A 16,683-nucleotide genomic window follows, 5' to 3' on the forward strand; every position below is an offset into this window, starting at 1 on the left:
ATTATTCCTTAACACGTTCTTTGTAAGTTCCCTTTTCGGTTTCAATTTTTATCTTATCTCCTTCATTAATAAACAAAGGCACATTAACCGTTGCTCCAGTTTCAACGGTAGCAGGTTTTGTCGCATTAGTTGCAGTATTCCCTTTTACACCTGGCTCGGTTGCAGTGACTTCTAAGATTACACTAGCAGGCATGTCAACAGAAAGAGGCATGCCATCTTCAGAGTTAATGAGAACGGTTACAACTTCTCCTTCTTTCATTAAACCTGGATTGTCCAAAGTGTTTTTTTGAAGTTCTATTTGAGAATAATCTTCGGTATTCATAAAATGGAATGTCTCGCCTTCATTGTATAAATATTGAAATTTATGAGTCTCAACACGAACGTCATCTAATTTATGCCCTGCTGAAAAGGTATTGTCAATTACTTTTCCTGTAGTAACACTCTTTAATTTTGTTCTCACAAATGCAGGTCCTTTTCCAGGTTTTACGTGTAAAAATTCAATAATTTTGAAAATATCGTGATTGTATCTAATACATAACCCATTCCTAATGTCACTTGTAGTTGCCATAAATTCTTTTTTTGTATAATCGTTAGTTTAGCTTTAGTTAATTTGATTTGAAATACCCTTTCATAATACCACGATGCGAATTTTTAATAAACTGAAGGATTTCATCACGCTCTGGTGTGGCTTCCATTTCTGCTTCAATAATTTCTGAAGCTTGAGTATTATTATAATTCTTTTGATATAGTATCCTGAAAATATTCTGTATTTCTCTTATTTTTTCTGTTGAAAACCCACGTCTTCTCAGACCTACCGAATTTATACCAACATACGACAAAGGTTCTCGAGCCGCTTTTACATAAGGAGGCACATCTTTTCTAACTAAAGATCCACCAGTAACAAAAGCGTGATTCCCCACAGATACAAATTGATGTACGGCGGTCATTCCTGCTAAAACAACGTAGTCTCCTATGGTTATATGCCCTGCTAATGTGCTATTATTTGAGAAAATACAATTATTCCCAACAATACAATCGTGTGCAATATGACAATAAGCCATTATAAGACAGTTATCACCAATAACGGTTTTCATTCTATCTGCTGTACCTCTGTTGATGGTGACACATTCTCTAATGGTAACATTATCTCCAATTTCTACAGTGGTATCCTCGTCATTATATTTTAAATCCTGAGGAACGGCCGAAATAACCGAGCCAGGAAAAATATTGCAATTTTTACCTATACGGGCACCTTCCATGATGGTTACATTACTGCCTATCCAGGTTCCTTCGCCTATTTTTACATTATTGTTAATAGTTGTGAATGGTTCTATTACTACATTTTTAGCAATTTTGGCACCAGGGTGAACGTATGCTAGTGGTTGGTTCATGTTTATTTTACTTTAGAGATTTGAGCCATTAGTTCTGCTTCTGCACAAAGTTTACCATTGGCATAGGCATAACCTTGCATGTGGCATATACCACGACGAATAGGCGTAATTAACGAACATTTAAATATTAAAGTATCTCCAGGCATTACTTTTTGCTTAAACTTAACATTATCCATTTTCATAAAAAAGGTCAAATAGTTTTCTGGATCTGGCACAGTGTTAAGTACTAAAATACCTCCAGTTTGCGCCATAGCCTCTACAATGAGGACACCTGGCATTACAGGTGCTCCAGGAAAATGGCCAGCGAAGAACTGCTCGTTCATAGTCACATTTTTTGTAGCAGTAACATAGTTATCCGTTAACTCATACACTTTATCGATTAACAAAAATGGTTGTCTGTGAGGAAGCATGGCCATGATTTGAATAATATCCATTAAAGGAGGTTGGTTCAAATCAATATTAGGTACGTTATTTCTACGTTCATTTTTTATGATCTTAGCTAATTTTTTAGCAAACTGAGTGTTTACAAAATGTCCAGGCTTATTGGCTATGACCTTTCCTCGAATTCTTGTCCCTATAAGTGCTAAATCTCCTAAAACATCCAGTAGTTTATGTCTTGCTGCTTCATTTGGGTGATGTAAAGTTAAATTATCTAAAATACCATTTGGTTTTACAGCTATAGAATCCTTTTTAAAGGCTGCCCTTAGCTTTTCCATGGTTTCAGGAGATAGTGCTTTATCAACATATACAATAGCATTATTTAAATCACCTCCTTTTATTAATCCATGCTCTAAAAGCATCTCGATTTCATGTAGAAAACTGAATGTTCGCGAATTTGAAATGTCCTTTTTAAAATTTGAAATTTTATTAAGGGTAGCGTTTTGTGTACCTAGAACTTTAGTGCCAAAGTCTACCATGGTTGTTATTTGGTATTCTTTAGCTGGCATCACTAAAATTTCACTTCCAGATTCTTCGTCCGTATATGAAACAATATCCGTGATAACAAACTCCTCCCTAAAGGCATCGAGTTCTACAATACCTGCTTTTTCAATGGCATCAACAAAAAACTTAGAGGATCCATCCATAATTGGCGGCTCCGAGGCATTTAATTCTATAATAGCATTGTCAATATCTAAACCTACCAATGCAGCAAGTACATGTTCTGAGGTTTGAATAGCTACACCATTTTTTTCTAAACAGGTCCCCCTTTGTGTGTTAGTCACATAATTAGCATCTGCTTCAATTACAGGTTCTCCTTCTAAATCAACTCGTTTAAAAGCTAATCCAGCATTCGCGTTTGCAGGCTTGAAAGTAAGCGTAACATCTTTACCTGTATGTAAACCAACACCTGTTAAAGAAATCTCATCTTTAATGGTCTTTTGTTTTATTTCAGTATTAACTATTCCCATTTATTTTTTCTAAATCATTAATATTTTTTACAATCTTCGGTAAGTTTTTAAAATGCACATAAGATTTGTTGTAATCTTTAATTGGAAGTGCTGGAGACCCTTGCAACACTTCATCGTCCTTTACATTTCTTGCAATTCCAGATTGTGCTTGGATTTTAACATTATTACCTATGGTAATATGACCAGCGATACCAACCTGACCTCCAATCATACAATTTTCACCAACCTTGGTAGAACCAGCTATACCTGTTTGGGCTGCTATAACAGTGTTTTTCCCAATTTCTACATTGTGGGCTATTTGAATTTGATTGTCTAATTTAACGCCTTTTCTTATGACTGTAGATCCCATGGTAGCTCTATCAATGGTGGTACCAGCTCCTATATCGACATGATCTTCTAAAACAACATTCCCTATTTGAGGAATCTTTTTATAACTACCATCTTGATTCGGTGCAAAACCAAAACCATCAGCCCCAATAATCACCCCTGAATTTATCACACAGGAATCTCCTATTATGGTATCTGAATAAATTTTAGCGCCAGAAAAAACAATGGAATTCTCTCCAATAACAACATTATCTCCTATATGTACATTTGGAAATATTTTAACATTGTTACCTATATTAACATTGTCGCCTAAATATGAAAATGCTCCTAAATAAAGATTATCACCATATTTTGCAGAATCTGATATAAATGAAGGCTGCTCAATACCTGTTTTATTAAGCTTGACCATATTATAATACTCAAGCAACTTGGTAAAAGCCGCGTAAGCATCTTCAACTTTGATTAACGTTGTGTCGATTTCGTTCTCTGGAACAAAGCTTTTGTTGACTATGGCCACCGAAGCCTTTGTAGAATATATGTACTGCGTATATTTCGGATTAGATAAAAATGTTAAAGAACCTTGAGTACCTTCTTCAATTTTAGATAATTTTGAAACTTCCACGTTTGGATTACCAACAATATCTCCTTCTAATATTCCTGCTATTTGTTGTGCTGTAAATTTCACACTAAAAAGTTTGTAGTTTTTTGTTTGATTGACGCAAAAATAGGAAAAATGTGCTAAAGTTCTTCATGGGCAGAAGCTTATTGTTTTCTTAAGGAGCTGTAACATTTTAATAGTCATATTCTTGTATATAAAAAAAGACTGTTATAATGTTTCTTTTGGATAACAGATATAATATTTAGTTACTGGTTTTGATAGCGCTTTTAGATTGAGTTGGTCTGATGCCTTAACGATATCTTCAATTTTACCAGACTTATGTAAAATATTTATGCCTTGGTGTTTTAATTGATACGCCTGATTAGAAATTTCTCCTGTAAACACAAAATATTTAGCTTCTTCTTCGCTCATATTATATGTATTGATTAAACTCTGTATGTGTTTTTCAAGGTTTTTCTTTTTAATGATTTTGTTCTTTAATTTGATCTTCAACAAATCTCTGTTGATTATCATTTTACTTAAATTACTGAGTACAAAGTCATCATGATATTGCCAGTGTTTCATGGCCGAAATAATATCAAAATCATCTAGTTGAGAAAAAATATCAAGAGTGTCTGCATCAAAGTTATCAAGCGCTATTTTATTCTCTAAAAAGAATAATAGAGCCTTGCTAGCCGCTAACGTCACACCATTATTATATAACTCTTTGGCGCGTTTTAAAACCCTAATTAATAATTGTTCTGCAACTAACCCTGTTTTATGTAAATAAACCTGCCAATACATGAGGCGTCTTGCAACAATAAATTTTTCAACACTATAGATGCCTTTTTCTTCAACGACTAGTTCATCGTTTATAACATTAAGCATGGTGATTAGCCGTTCACTATTAATGTTGCCTTCCGCAACACCTGTATAAAAACTGTCCCTCTTTAAATAATCGGCTCTATCCATATCCAGTTGTCCTGAAATGAGCTGGCACATAAACTTTCTATGATACTCTCCTTTGAAAATTTGGATGGCAAGCGTTAAACTTCCGTTAAATTCTTCATTTAATTGCTCCATAAAAAGCAACGAAATATCTTCATGCGATACATCATTAACGATACTGTGTTCCATAGCATGAGAGAATGGACCATGGCCAATATCGTGCAATAAAATAGCAGCATAAAGTCCCTTTTCTTCTTCTTCAGATATTGTAACCTCTTTAAAACGAAGGACATTAACAGCTTGCTGCATTAAGTGAACACAACCTATGGCATGATGAAATCTGGTATGATGTGCGCCAGGATAAACCAAATAAGACATGCCCATTTGGGTAATTCTGCGTAAGCGCTGAAAGTATCTATGCTGAATTAAATCGAAAATAAGCGAATTTGGAATAGTAATAAATCCGTAAATTGGGTCGTTTAATATTTTAAGTTTGTTCAAACTTGAAAAAAGTTAATGTTTAGTAGACACAAATATAATTGAAGTGATTTAAACTTTTTTGATTGAAGCGAAAAATAGCAATTTTATTCCCAAATGAGGATTTTTTTGAACTGCATAGCATTGTTACGGAGTAATAAAAAAGCAAAATGTGGAGATAAAAGAGAATTTTGCAGCCAATTATTAAATTACTTCATTAGATGAGTTCTATATTAAAGACATTATTAAAAAAAATTAACAATAAAAATGATTACTAAAAACATTTGAATGAATACAATACAAATACTTTGGGTAGATGATGAAATTGATTTACTAAAACCTCACATTCTATTTTTAGAACAACGCAATTATAAAGTAACAACCTGTATGAGTGGTACTGAAGCTATTGATGCCATTGATGAAAAAAGTTTTGATATCGTATTTTTAGATGAAAATATGCCTGGACTTACTGGTCTTGAAACTCTAAATGAAATTAAGGAAAAACAAGACAACCTTCCTGTTGTTATGATTACAAAAAGTGAAGAAGAATACATTATGGAAGAAGCAATTGGTAACAAAATAGCCGATTATCTTATCAAGCCTGTAAATCCTAATCAAATTTTACTGAGTTTAAAGAAGAATTTGGACCATTCTCGATTGGTATCCGAAAAAATGACTTCAAACTATCAGCAAGAGTTTAGAAAAATTGCGATGGATTTGTCTATGGTTAATTCATATGAAGAATGGGTAAACTTGTACCAAAAACTTATCTATTGGGAAATTCAACTGGAAGATATTGAAGATGCAGGTATGTTTGAAATTTTGGAATCTCAAAAAAATGAGGCCAATATCCAATTCGGCAAGTTTATAGAAAAGAATTATGCCAGTTGGTTTAAGCCAAATACGGAGTCGCCAATTATGTCCCACATGCTCTTTAAGGAAAAAATAACCCCGGAGATTAGTAAAGAGCAACCAACAGTTTTAATTGTTATTGATAATTTACGTTATGACCAATGGAAAGTTTTTGAACCTGTTATTAATAACTATTACAAAAAAACTAAGGAAGAAGCCTTTTTTAGCATTCTACCCACAGCAACTCAATATGCCCGAAATGCCATTTTTTCTGGGTTAATGCCTAGTGAAATGGAAAAATTATTCCCAGAATATTGGAAAAACGATACTGATGATGGTGGTAAAAATATGCACGAAGCGGAATTTTTGGATGCTCAAATCAAGCGATTGGGATTGACGCATTTAAATTATGATTATCATAAAATAACGAACCTTAAAAACGGTAAAAAACTAGCCGATAATTTCAAATCGCTTAAGAATAATGATTTAACTGTTATTGTATATAATTTTGTTGATATGCTATCGCATGCCAAAACAGAAATGGAAGTTGTTAAAGAATTGGCCTCAAACGATAAGGCCTACCGTTCGTTAACCTTAAGTTGGTTTAAAAATTCGCCACTTCTGGAAATGATACAGCAAGCACAATATTTAGGGTTCAAACTTATTTTAACCACAGATCATGGTACTATTAATGTTAAGAATCCATCAAAAGTCATTGGAGATAGAGATACTAGCTTAAATCTTCGTTATAAAACAGGAAGGAGTCTAACCTATGAAGACAAAGATGTATTGGTCTTTAAAAACCCGAAAGAAGCGCACTTACCATCAATAAATATGAGTAGTTCTTATATCTTTGCAAAAAGTGATTTGTTTTTTGCTTACCCGAATAATTACAACCACTATGTGAGTTATTTTAGAAATACGTATCAGCATGGAGGTGTTTCTCTTGAAGAAATGATTATTCCATTTGTCGTATTTAATCCAAAATAATCCACTAAAAGCAAAAAACGCCGACAAAACGCGTTTTTTTGTTGTTTTTTTGACATTTTATACTTATAATTGTATGTAAAATATGGTGAAATTAGAAATTAGTTACAAACTAAATGATGTTGAGGATGTTGCAAAACAACTCATTGAAAATGTAGAAACAAAAACATTATTATTTTATGGCGATATGGGCGTTGGTAAAACGACGTTAATAAAAGCCATAACTAAAGTTTTGGGCAGTGATGATGGCGTGAGTAGTCCAACATTCTCTATTGTAAACGAGTATCAATTACTAAATGATAAAATTTATCATTTTGATTTATATAGAATAAATGATTTGGAAGAAGCTTATAATTTTGGAATAGAAGATTATATAGATTCCGAACATTGGAAATTAATAGAGTGGCCAGAAAAAATTAAACCGATTTTAGATGATCATTTCGATAGAATAGATTTAGAATTATATGCTGGTAATAGGATTTTAAAACTAAATAATAAAGCGATTTACTAACAAAACAATTAGCTTATATACGAATAAATAACATAAAAAACACTCCAAACTTTGAAGTTTTACGGGAAAACCACAATAGAAATTTTAAAAAAGCTTGTTTTTAACATTTTTTTAACATTTCGCCAAATACTTCAAAATAGGCTTTAGTTACATTTGGGTATATTAATTAATAAATCCCTATTAAAATGAAAACTAAGAAGTACTTAATTGCAATCGCAATTCTCGGAGGAATGTTGTTTATGGCTCAAGCTGCTGATGCTTTTAACCAAGATGGACAACAAACAGCAAAAATCGAAAAGAAACTATGCACTCCTCCGCCACAAAGGTAAAATTAACTTAATAGGAGGTAGTGTAATAGCGACAATTATAGCTATTACCCCCTATCTTTTTTATTTACATGAAAGTGTGCCTGAAACGAAAGTTTGGCACACTTTTTTGTTTACTTATAACAGTCATTTATATGAGAATGCAAATTCAGCTATGTGGGTTTTAACGGGAAAGTTGATACCTTTATTTTTATTATTCATATGGTTTTTTACAAATAAACATTGGTGGTATCATACTTTATTAGTACCAATAGCAATGTATTTATATCAAATTTTTGGACTTTTTAATGCTGAGCAATCTTACCTTGATGAGTTTCAACTAGTTTATATGATACCTGTAATGGCGATTATTATACCATCGATTTACTTAATTAGGGCCCGTATTTTCAACAGGATTAATGAAGCCAATAAAACTTTAGAAGAATTAGAAGAGGAGTTTAAAATATCACCTAAAAACTTCTGGGCTAAAGTAAAAGAATATTTTTAATCACTATTTTTTAACCTATCTCTTTCTTGTAAATCAATTTCTTTTTTATTGGTATTTAATTTAAAATTTCCAAGCTTGTAATTAAATCCAAATGTGAACAATCTATTCTCTATTCTGGAATTTAAAAAGACATCCTGATTTAAATATTTGGTCGTTTGGGTGAAATTTTGCGTATTAAAAATATCTGTGATTCCTAGACTTAAGGATGCCTTGTTTTTCCAAAAGGTTTTTCTTAAATTAATATCTAATCCAGATCGATTGCTTGTTATAGAAGGTCCATTTGCTATAGGCGAAATATATAAAAAGGAAAGATTCGCTGTTAAACTTTTATCTTTTAAAAAAGAAAAATAATTGATTATTTGTCCATAGACAGTCCATTTGTCTTTCTTCTCTATTTCATTGTTGCTTTCTAGGGCAAAAAACTGATTTTCGTAATAGAACAAAGATGACAAAACATATAGGTTCCAATGAGTCGTTAATTTTGTGTAGGTTGTAAAGTCTAATCCATAAGAAATACTTCTGTCAATATTGGTATTAATATACTTTAAGACATTAGTATCATTGTCCTGAAATACAATTTCTAGGGTGGGATTATTTTCATTACGATAATAAAGTTCAAACGTATAGATGCCATTGAATGTGTAGCCTAAAGTAAAAACATCGTCTATTTGAGGCATTAGGTTTGGATCACCAGTTATATAGGCATTATCATTTAAAAAATACTTGAAAGGGTTTAATTGGCTATACCTTGGTCTATAAATACGTTTATTGTAATTAAAATAAAGCTCGTTGTTTTCATTTAACCTATATAATAGATAAAGAGAAGGAAACAATTTTAAATAATCATTATCACTACTTTGATTGGTTGATAATGACCGCCCTTTAATATCTGTATATTCCCCTCTTAATCCAGATTTAAAACTCCAATGATCCCAATCTTTAGAAAAGCTTATATAAGCAGCGTAATTCGTTTCGTTGTATAAAAAAGTGTCAGAATTTTGTAAATCTTCTTCTTTTATATCATTTACAAAGCGAAACTGGTTTAAAATACTCTCAGAGTTAATATTAGAAAGCTTACCTCCTGCTTCAAACTGTGCTGAGCTGCTTATTGGTAATTCGTAATCTAACTGACCCGTATACAATTTAATCATCTGGCTCGAAAATGTTTGAAATCTGTTACTACGTATCAAGCTGTTATCTGGAAAAAGATAGTCGGTATCTACATTTTGGAAACTCGAAAAATCATAATTGGTATGGTGCGCACTTATAGAGAGCTTCTCTCCTACTTTCTTAAATCTATGGATGTAATCCAAAGTAAAAGCAAAATTGAAGGTTTCATCTCTTAGTTTATTTTCTGTTATGAATGTGGAATCTAAAATCATGGGGTTTCCAAAGACTTCAGTAATAGAATTCACATCCGTTTTTGTATTATTTCTTGGTGAAACAAGCATATTAGAAGAAAACCCAATACTGTTATTCTTGTTCAATTCATAATCGATATTGGCATTTATATTATGATTGGCATTATTTCGAATTCTTTTATAATCTGTTTCCCAACTTGAAGTATTTTGGCCACTACTATTTATAAAGTTTATGGATTCGTTATTATTCCTAAAATCTTTTCTGGGGTTAGCACTGTAGTTTACATAAGTGTTAAGCTTCTTTGTTTTAAAAAAATGACTGGTACCCAAGGTATATTTAGGAAATTCAGACCCTTGTCTGTAATTCCCAAAAACACTTCCATGATAGCCAGCAATAATATTTTTACTGGTTATAATATTAAGTACTGCGCCTCCTTCTGCTTCATATTTTGCTGGTGGATTTGTAATCACCTCGATAGACTTTACATTATTGGCAGATGTTCCCTCCAACAGTTGCTGTACTTCACTGGAAGACAAATGTACGCGCCGATCATTTATATATACAGTAGGTGTCGATTGTTTTATAGTGATAGTGCCATCATGCACCAAAACACCTGGTGTATGTTTTAAAACATCTAAAATATTATCGTTTGATAACGTAGAATTTTCAACATTAAAAACCAAACGATCTACCATGCGTTTAACTGTTGGCCTTTTTGCTACCACAGTGACGCCATTAAGTGTTTCTAAATTCTCATTAAGTGTAATTGTATTGAATTTAATATGTCTATCAAGTTCAACCCTGGTCGAATAAGCTTTAAAACCTAGAAAACTTACCTTTAATATATAACTACCAGTCTTTAAATTTTCTATTATAAAATAGCCATTTTCGTCTGTAGAAGTTCCATTAGCCATTTCAGTCCCTCCTATGCTAGTGATTAACACATTGGCATAGGCTATTGGGGCGCTCTTATTATCTTTTACATAACCACTTAACCTATATTCTTGAGAAAAAGATGCGAGAGAAAATAGCAGAAAAAAAAGATAAAATAAATTTTTAATCATATATTTATTTGTAGTGCAAACTTATAAATAATTAATTTAAAACATTTTAAGGAAAAATCATAGCAATCATCATTTTTTTCTTACATTCCCACCAAATCTATATGTTAATATCTAGTAGCTTTTAAAAAACTAAAATAATTATTTTGAGTTTTTATTAACAATAGAAAATTTATTTGTAATTTGATTTTTTATTAATTTATTAACCATGTCTAAACCACTCTCGCCTTTTACTAAGCAACAACTTTTACCACAGGAAGAAACTCTGGAGTTACTTAAAAGCAAAGGAGAGCTATTTATAGGAATTCCCAAAGAGACAGCTTTTCAAGAAAGACGCGTGTGTTTAACACCAGATGCGGTATTTGCTTTGGTTAGTAACGGTCATAAAGTATTATTAGAATCTGGTGCAGGAAACGGTGCTAGTTTTAGTGATAAAGATTATAGTGAAGCTGGTGCTGAAATTACTAAAGATACAGCTAAAGTATATGCGTGTCCTATGATTCTTAAAGTAGAACCACCTAGTATTGAGCAAATCAAACTTATCAATCCGCAAACTATATTGATATCAGCACTGCAGCTAAAAACCCAATCAAAAAAATATTTTGAAGCACTGGCATCAAAACGAATCACAGCGTTAGCTTTTGAGTTTATCCGAGATGAAGATGGTGCTTACCCAGCTGTTAGATCACTAAGTGAAATTGCTGGTACGGCGTCTGTGTTGATAGCATCAGAATTATTATCGGACACTAAGGACGGTAATGGGCTTATGTTTGGAAACATTAGTGGAGTACCACCTATAGAAGTTGTTATTTTAGGTGCCGGTACCGTTGGAGAGTTTGCCGCTAGAAGCTCAATTGGACTTGGAGCAAATGTAAAAGTCTTTGATAATTCTATTACAAAACTAAGGCGCATACAAACGAATTTGGGCAGACCCTTTTTTACATCTACCATTACACCAAAAAGTTTGACAAAAGCCTTAAAGCGCTGTAATGTAGTGATAGGAGCTGTTAGAGGGACCAATAGAGCGCCTGTAATTGTTTCTGAGGATATGGTACGATCTATGAAAAAAGGAGCTATTGTTATTGATGTTAGTATCGATATGGGAGGTTGTATTGAAACCAGTGAGGTTACAACACACAAAAAACCTACATTTATTAAACATGATGTTATACATTATTGTGTTCCCAATATTCTAGCAAGATATTCGCGTACGGCATCTGTTTCTATCAGTAATTTTTTCACCCCTTATTTATTAAAAATAGCCGAAGAAGGCGGCATAGAAAATTCTTTGAGATTTGATAGAGGTTTGAAAAATGGATTGTATTTTTACCACGGAATTTTAACTAGTAAATCTGTAGGTGATTGGTTCGATTTAGATTTTAGTGATGTTAATTTGCTTATCTTCTAATGGATTACAACTCTGATTTATTTCTCTAAACACATTAAATGAAACTTATACAGCGCGTTGGTTATTATCTGGGCGGATTTTCTATCGGATTAATAATTTTAGCCTTCTTTTTAAATGGTAAAAAAACCTCATGCAGTTATGGCCCAGATGCTCGCGTCTTAAAGAACATTCGCTTAAAGAAAATCATTTATAATACGCATACTCAATCTAGTTTAGAGCATCATAATTTAGATACAGTCGCTATAAATTATGTTTTAAGAAAAGGAAGTATTAATTTTTCTGAAAGCAATGCAAGGCAAAAACCATGTGGTATATATGCTGTTGAAGGACAATTTGAAAAAAGAGAGATTGCTTTTACTGTTGAAAATTGCGATAGTATAGCTACTATCTCTAATTTAAAAATAGAATAGATAACATGCTTAAACGAAGTTTTGATGTTGTTTTTTCTATAATAGGTCTATGTGTTCTATCCCCTATTTTAATATTAATTGCTATTTTAATTAAAACAGATTCAAAAGGCCCCGTTCTATTTGTTCAAGGTCGCGTTGGTAAAAGCAATATAGATTTTAATATTTATAAGTTTCGTACCATGCGCGTACAATCCCAAAAGAAGGGGCTGCTTACATTAGGTAATAATGATTCGAGAATAACTAAGATAGGGTATTTTTTAAGACGCTATAAAATTGATGAATTCCCGCAGCTTATAAATATTCTAAAGGGAGATATGAGCTTTGTAGGACCTCGACCAGAATTACGTTATTATGTAAATTTTTACAATGAAGATGATATGCAGATATTTGCTGTGAGGCCTGGTATTACGGGATTAGCATCCTTAAAATACAGAAATGAAGTAGAACTGCTAAAAGCTGCCGAAAACCCTGAAGATTTTTTTATTAATACGATTATTCCAGATAAATTAAAATATAACAAGGAATATATTAGAAAGCGAAATTTCTTCTTTGACCTAAAGCTTATAGGTATTACCATAATTAAAGTTATTACCAAATAGTTTAGTTAAGCATACCTCTTTTTGTACGCTATTTGGCTCAAAGCATTATTATTCATACTTTGCATATGTAATTCACCCTACAAAATATACGTCTAAGCGAAGTTAAAGTCTGAAATGAATAAGCCCACTTCTAATTACATAGATCAATTACTAATTGATTCTGGATTGTTTCCTACTAAAAAAACACAAAAAAAAAGAGATCTTTTTGACTTTGGCGATGAAATCATTTTGATAACAGGAGCGGCTGGATCTGTTGGTAGTGGCCTTACTAAACACTTGATAACATGTAGCTATAAAAAACTTATCCTTGTTGATGTAGCGGAATCTCCCCTTTATGATCTTATAAAAGATTTAGAATTTGAGGACACAAATAACATTGATTATCGCTTGCTAAACATCACAGAGGAACAATCATTACAAGATCTTTTTGAAATGTATAAACCTACACTGGTTTTTCATACGGCTGCTTACAAGCATGTACCCTTAATGGAAGAAAACGCCTATGAAGCTATTAAACTCAATATCTTAGGAACAAAATCATTAGCAGATTTATCCATAGTACATAATGTTAAAAAATTCATCTTTATTTCTACAGATAAGGCCGTAAACCCTATTAGCGTTATGGGAATGTCTAAGTATATAGCAGAAAACTACCTGAATGGTTTGTCAATCAAATCAAAAACACGATTTATTACGACTCGGTTTGGAAATATTTTGGGTTCGAATGGGTCGGTTTTACCACTCTTTAAGAGACAAATAGAGTCTGGAATGCCGCTTACAGTTACAAGCGGTAGTATATCACGTTATTTTATTAGCAAAAGTAAAGCTTGTACTTTAATACTGCAGATTGCGGCTTTTAATTATGAAGAGGGAAATACGTTTACTTTTAATATGGGAGATCCAATTAAAATAATTGACTTAGCAAAAAGGTTGGTAGTTTTTTACGGTAATAACGTAGCTGAAAAAGCTGAAATAAAAATCACGGGATTGCGTCCTGGAGAAAAACTACACGAAAATATCATTTCAGAGCACGAAATATTAATACCAACTCAATATGAAAATATTTTGTTAGTCAAACCTAAAGATGGTTTTGGCACTAAAACCATTGACTTTACTGAATTAACAGATGTTAAACCCAGCATGTCTAATTTTGAAATTAAATCTATTTTAGAAAAACATATTTAAATTATAGTGCTTTTCGACGTTTCTTTTCCTTGGTTAAAAGTGTTAGCTCCCTGCCCGTTTGTCCAGCAACAGAGGTATTTTCTTCAGCCCTCCTAATTAAGTAGGGCATTACGTCTTTTACAGGTCCAAAGGGTATATATTTAGCAACATTATAGCCTTTGCTAGCTAAATTAAAACTGATATGATCACTCATTCCATATAGCTGACCAAACCAAACACGGTTATCATTGTTTTTTAGGTTTTTACTGGCCATTAATTCCATGAGCAGATATGAGCTTTTCTCATTGTGAGTGCCAGCAAATAAAGAGATGCAATCTAAGTTATCTATTATATATTTTAAACCCTCGTCAAAATTCTTGTCTGTCGCAGATTTACTAACACAAATAGGAGATCTATACCCTTTTTCTTTAGCCCGATCGTTTTCCTTTTCCATATAGGCTCCTCGAACCAATTTGTAACCAAGATAATATTTGCCTTCTTTGGCTTTTTGATGTTCATTTTTTAAAAACTCTAGTCGATCATGTCTGTACATTTGCAACGTATTGTATACAATAGGTTTTTCTGTGTTGTACCTTTGCATCATGGTTGTTACTAATGCATCGGCAGCATTTTGCATCCAGCTTTCTTCAGAGTCAATTAAAATGGCTATATCATTTTCTTTGGCCTTCTTACAAACAACATCAAATCTATCTGTAATATGAGCCCATTCCCTTTGTTCACTTTGGGTTAACACCTCACCTTTTCCAACTTTTTCATATAAATCTAATCTGCCAAAGCCTGTAGGTTTGAAAACGGCTATTGGAATCGCATCAATATTTTTAGCAAAATCAATAATCTTGAGAATCGTAGCCATAGAGGCATCAAATTCCTTTTCACTTTCTTTGCCTTCTACAGAATAATCTAAAACTGAACTCACACCACTTGCAAACATTTTATCAATAACAGGCAGGCAATCTTCTTCATTTACTCCACCACAAAAATGATCGAATACCGTGGAACGAATAAGACCTTCAATTGGCAAATTCGCTTTAATAGCAAAGTTTGTAGCAGCCGTACCTATCTTTACCAAAGGCTCGATAGATATCATTTTAAATAAAAAATAAGCGCGCTCTAATTCAGAATCATTCTTTAGCGAGAATGCAACTTCTGTATTGTCAAATAATTGATGAGAACCCATATGTAAAAAAATTTTCCCAAAGATAATTATATCTATGCTACCATTTTATATAAAATCTCCTTAATTTCGCAGCCTCAAAGAATGATAATTATTTTATGGATTCCATTACTACAACCGATTGTACAATTCATTTCAACGATGCTTGTTATAAGCCTTTAAACAAACACATTAAAGAGAAAAATTTTTCTAAAATTTTTGTTTTGGTTGATGAGAATACCCATCAACATTGCTTGCCTTACTTTTTGGAAAAGTTGGAAACAAATAGTGTTGTTGAAATTATTGAAATTGAATCTGGTGAAATCAATAAAACAATAGATACTTGTGTTGGTGTTTGGAATACACTTTCTGATTTAGATGCAGACCGAAAAAGTCTGCTCATAAACATTGGAGGGGGGGTTATCACAGATTTGGGTGGCTTTGTTGCCTGCACTTTTAAGAGAGGTATTGCTTATATTAATGTGCCTACTACCCTGCTGTCTATGGTTGATGCATCTGTAGGAGGAAAAACAGGAGTTGATTTAGGACATTTGAAAAACCAAATAGGAGTTATTAGTAACCCAGATTTAGTATTAATTGATACGACATACTTAAACACTTTACCACAAAACCAAATGCGTTCTGGTTTAGCAGAAATGTTAAAGCACGGCTTGATTAGTGATGAAGTTTACTGGAATAAATTTAAGGATTTATCTAAATTAACTTTAAATGATCTAGACACTTTAATTTACGAATCGGTACTAATTAAGAAGCATGTTGTTGAAAATGATCCGTTTGAAGATAATTTGAGAAAAACCTTAAATTTTGGTCATACGCTCGGTCATGCTATAGAATCCTATTTTTTGAGCAATCCTGATAAAACAACATTATTGCACGGAGAGGCCATTATAGTTGGTATGGTTTTAGCCTGTTATATTTCTACCGAATTGGTGGGGTTCCCTAAGCAAACAACAATAGACATTAAAAACTTATTTGTCAATTATTATGGTAAAGTAGAAATTAGCGAAGACGAATATCCTACCATTATTGAATTACTTAAATATGACAAAAAGAACAATCATGGCAACATTAATTTTGTGCTTTTAGAATCTATAGGCAAGCCAAAAATAGATTGCTTGGTTGATGACAAAATAATAGTAAACGCTTTTCGTTTTTATGCTAATTAATAATA

General features: G+C 32.5%; 15 protein-coding genes. 8 read left to right on the forward strand and 7 right to left on the reverse strand.

Annotation, left to right across the window (positions count from 1 at the left end):
• Position 1: 1 nt before the first annotated feature.
• From efp to HHX25_RS12375, 5 genes are all read right to left on the reverse strand, one after another.
• Positions 2-568, reverse strand: coding sequence for an elongation factor P (gene efp / locus HHX25_RS12355; protein WP_169673803.1), 567 nt, complete (start codon positions 566-568; stop codon positions 2-4).
• Positions 569-605: 37 nt separating this feature from the next.
• Positions 606-1,391 carry an acyl-ACP--UDP-N-acetylglucosamine O-acyltransferase gene (lpxA, locus tag HHX25_RS12360; protein ID WP_169673805.1) on the reverse strand — a complete coding sequence of 262 codons (786 nt, stop codon included), beginning with the start codon at positions 1,389-1,391 and terminating at the stop codon, positions 606-608.
• A 2-nt stretch (positions 1,392-1,393) separates the two neighbouring features.
• Positions 1,394-2,800, reverse strand: coding sequence for a bifunctional UDP-3-O-[3-hydroxymyristoyl] N-acetylglucosamine deacetylase/3-hydroxyacyl-ACP dehydratase (locus HHX25_RS12365; protein WP_169673808.1), 1,407 nt, complete (start codon positions 2,798-2,800; stop codon positions 1,394-1,396).
• A complete protein-coding gene (gene lpxD, locus HHX25_RS12370) occupies positions 2,787-3,812 on the reverse strand; it encodes a UDP-3-O-(3-hydroxymyristoyl)glucosamine N-acyltransferase (protein WP_169673811.1) in 1,026 nt (341 codons plus the stop codon). The genes HHX25_RS12365 and lpxD overlap by 14 nt, the downstream gene beginning before the upstream one ends.
• A 141-nt stretch (positions 3,813-3,953) precedes the next feature.
• Entirely contained in the window at positions 3,954-5,174 is a 1,221-nt protein-coding gene (locus tag HHX25_RS12375) for an HD domain-containing protein (RefSeq protein ID WP_169673816.1), read from the reverse strand.
• Positions 5,175-5,438: 264 nt separating this feature from the next.
• On the opposite strand from HHX25_RS12375, the gene porX reads away from it, so the two are divergent.
• The 3 genes from porX to HHX25_RS12390 all read left to right on the forward strand — a co-directional run bounded on the left by porX (position 5,439) and on the right by HHX25_RS12390 (position 8,313).
• Positions 5,439-6,992: a T9SS response regulator signal transducer PorX gene (gene porX / locus HHX25_RS12380; RefSeq protein WP_169673819.1), complete on the forward strand. Its 1,554-nt coding sequence runs from the start codon at positions 5,439-5,441 to the stop codon at positions 6,990-6,992.
• Between the two features lie 82 nt (positions 6,993-7,074).
• Positions 7,075-7,500: a tRNA (adenosine(37)-N6)-threonylcarbamoyltransferase complex ATPase subunit type 1 TsaE gene (tsaE, locus tag HHX25_RS12385; RefSeq protein ID WP_169673823.1), complete on the forward strand. Its 426-nt coding sequence runs from the start codon at positions 7,075-7,077 to the stop codon at positions 7,498-7,500.
• Positions 7,501-7,707: 207 nt separating this feature from the next.
• On the forward strand, positions 7,708-8,313 hold the full coding sequence (locus tag HHX25_RS12390) for a hypothetical protein (RefSeq protein WP_240964521.1): 606 nt from the start codon (positions 7,708-7,710) through the stop codon (positions 8,311-8,313).
• Here the strand turns inward: HHX25_RS12390 and HHX25_RS12395 are convergent.
• Complete coding sequence (locus HHX25_RS12395; protein ID WP_169673827.1) at positions 8,310-10,739, reverse strand: TonB-dependent receptor domain-containing protein; 2,430 nt, start codon at positions 10,737-10,739, stop codon at positions 8,310-8,312. The two genes, HHX25_RS12390 and HHX25_RS12395, sit on opposite strands and share 4 nt — an antisense overlap.
• Before the next feature lie 205 nt (positions 10,740-10,944).
• On the opposite strand from HHX25_RS12395, the gene HHX25_RS12400 reads away from it, so the two are divergent.
• From HHX25_RS12400 to HHX25_RS12415, 4 genes are all read left to right on the forward strand, one after another.
• Positions 10,945-12,144, forward strand: coding sequence for an alanine dehydrogenase (locus HHX25_RS12400; RefSeq protein WP_169673830.1), 1,200 nt, complete (start codon positions 10,945-10,947; stop codon positions 12,142-12,144).
• 38 nt (positions 12,145-12,182) lie between these two features.
• Entirely contained in the window at positions 12,183-12,554 is a 372-nt protein-coding gene (locus HHX25_RS12405) for a hypothetical protein (RefSeq protein ID WP_169673833.1), read from the forward strand.
• A 5-nt stretch (positions 12,555-12,559) separates the two neighbouring features.
• Positions 12,560-13,153 carry a sugar transferase gene (locus HHX25_RS12410; RefSeq protein ID WP_169673836.1) on the forward strand — a complete coding sequence of 198 codons (594 nt, stop codon included), beginning with the start codon at positions 12,560-12,562 and terminating at the stop codon, positions 13,151-13,153.
• Between the two features lie 114 nt (positions 13,154-13,267).
• Entirely contained in the window at positions 13,268-14,338 is a 1,071-nt protein-coding gene (locus HHX25_RS12415) for a polysaccharide biosynthesis protein (RefSeq protein WP_169673838.1), read from the forward strand.
• Position 14,339: 1 nt separating this feature from the next.
• Here the strand turns inward: HHX25_RS12415 and HHX25_RS12420 are convergent, their stop codons facing one another.
• Positions 14,340-15,515 carry a proline dehydrogenase family protein gene (locus HHX25_RS12420; protein ID WP_169673840.1) on the reverse strand — a complete coding sequence of 392 codons (1,176 nt, stop codon included), beginning with the start codon at positions 15,513-15,515 and terminating at the stop codon, positions 14,340-14,342.
• A gap of 95 nt (positions 15,516-15,610) precedes the next feature.
• Between HHX25_RS12420 and aroB the strand changes: the two genes are divergently transcribed.
• Positions 15,611-16,678, forward strand: coding sequence for a 3-dehydroquinate synthase (aroB, locus tag HHX25_RS12425; RefSeq protein ID WP_169673843.1), 1,068 nt, complete (start codon positions 15,611-15,613; stop codon positions 16,676-16,678).
• Positions 16,679-16,683: the final 5 nt, after the last annotated feature.

The organism is Flavivirga algicola (assembly GCF_012910715.1).
GTDB lineage: Bacteria > Bacteroidota > Bacteroidia > Flavobacteriales > Flavobacteriaceae > Flavivirga > Flavivirga algicola.

What these genes read in the sequence shown, in the direction of transcription:
- efp (WP_169673803.1), bottom strand. Translation starts at nt 568, where the DNA reads ATGGCAACTACAAGTGACATTAGGAATGGGTTATGTATTAGATACAAT.
- lpxA (WP_169673805.1), bottom strand. Translation starts at nt 1,391, where the DNA reads ATGAACCAACCACTAGCATACGTTCACCCTGGTGCCAAAATTGCTAAA.
- HHX25_RS12365 (WP_169673808.1), bottom strand. Translation starts at nt 2,800, where the DNA reads ATGGGAATAGTTAATACTGAAATAAAACAAAAGACCATTAAAGATGAG.
- porX (WP_169673819.1), top strand. Translation starts at nt 5,439, where the DNA reads ATGAATACAATACAAATACTTTGGGTAGATGATGAAATTGATTTACTA.
- tsaE (WP_169673823.1), top strand. Translation starts at nt 7,075, where the DNA reads ATGGTGAAATTAGAAATTAGTTACAAACTAAATGATGTTGAGGATGTT.
- HHX25_RS12395 (WP_169673827.1), bottom strand. Translation starts at nt 10,739, where the DNA reads ATGATTAAAAATTTATTTTATCTTTTTTTTCTGCTATTTTCTCTCGCA.
- HHX25_RS12400 (WP_169673830.1), top strand. Translation starts at nt 10,945, where the DNA reads ATGTCTAAACCACTCTCGCCTTTTACTAAGCAACAACTTTTACCACAG.
- HHX25_RS12405 (WP_169673833.1), top strand. Translation starts at nt 12,183, where the DNA reads ATGAAACTTATACAGCGCGTTGGTTATTATCTGGGCGGATTTTCTATC.
- HHX25_RS12410 (WP_169673836.1), top strand. Translation starts at nt 12,560, where the DNA reads ATGCTTAAACGAAGTTTTGATGTTGTTTTTTCTATAATAGGTCTATGT.
- HHX25_RS12415 (WP_169673838.1), top strand. Translation starts at nt 13,268, where the DNA reads ATGAATAAGCCCACTTCTAATTACATAGATCAATTACTAATTGATTCT.
- HHX25_RS12420 (WP_169673840.1), bottom strand. Translation starts at nt 15,515, where the DNA reads ATGGGTTCTCATCAATTATTTGACAATACAGAAGTTGCATTCTCGCTA.
- aroB (WP_169673843.1), top strand. Translation starts at nt 15,611, where the DNA reads ATGGATTCCATTACTACAACCGATTGTACAATTCATTTCAACGATGCT.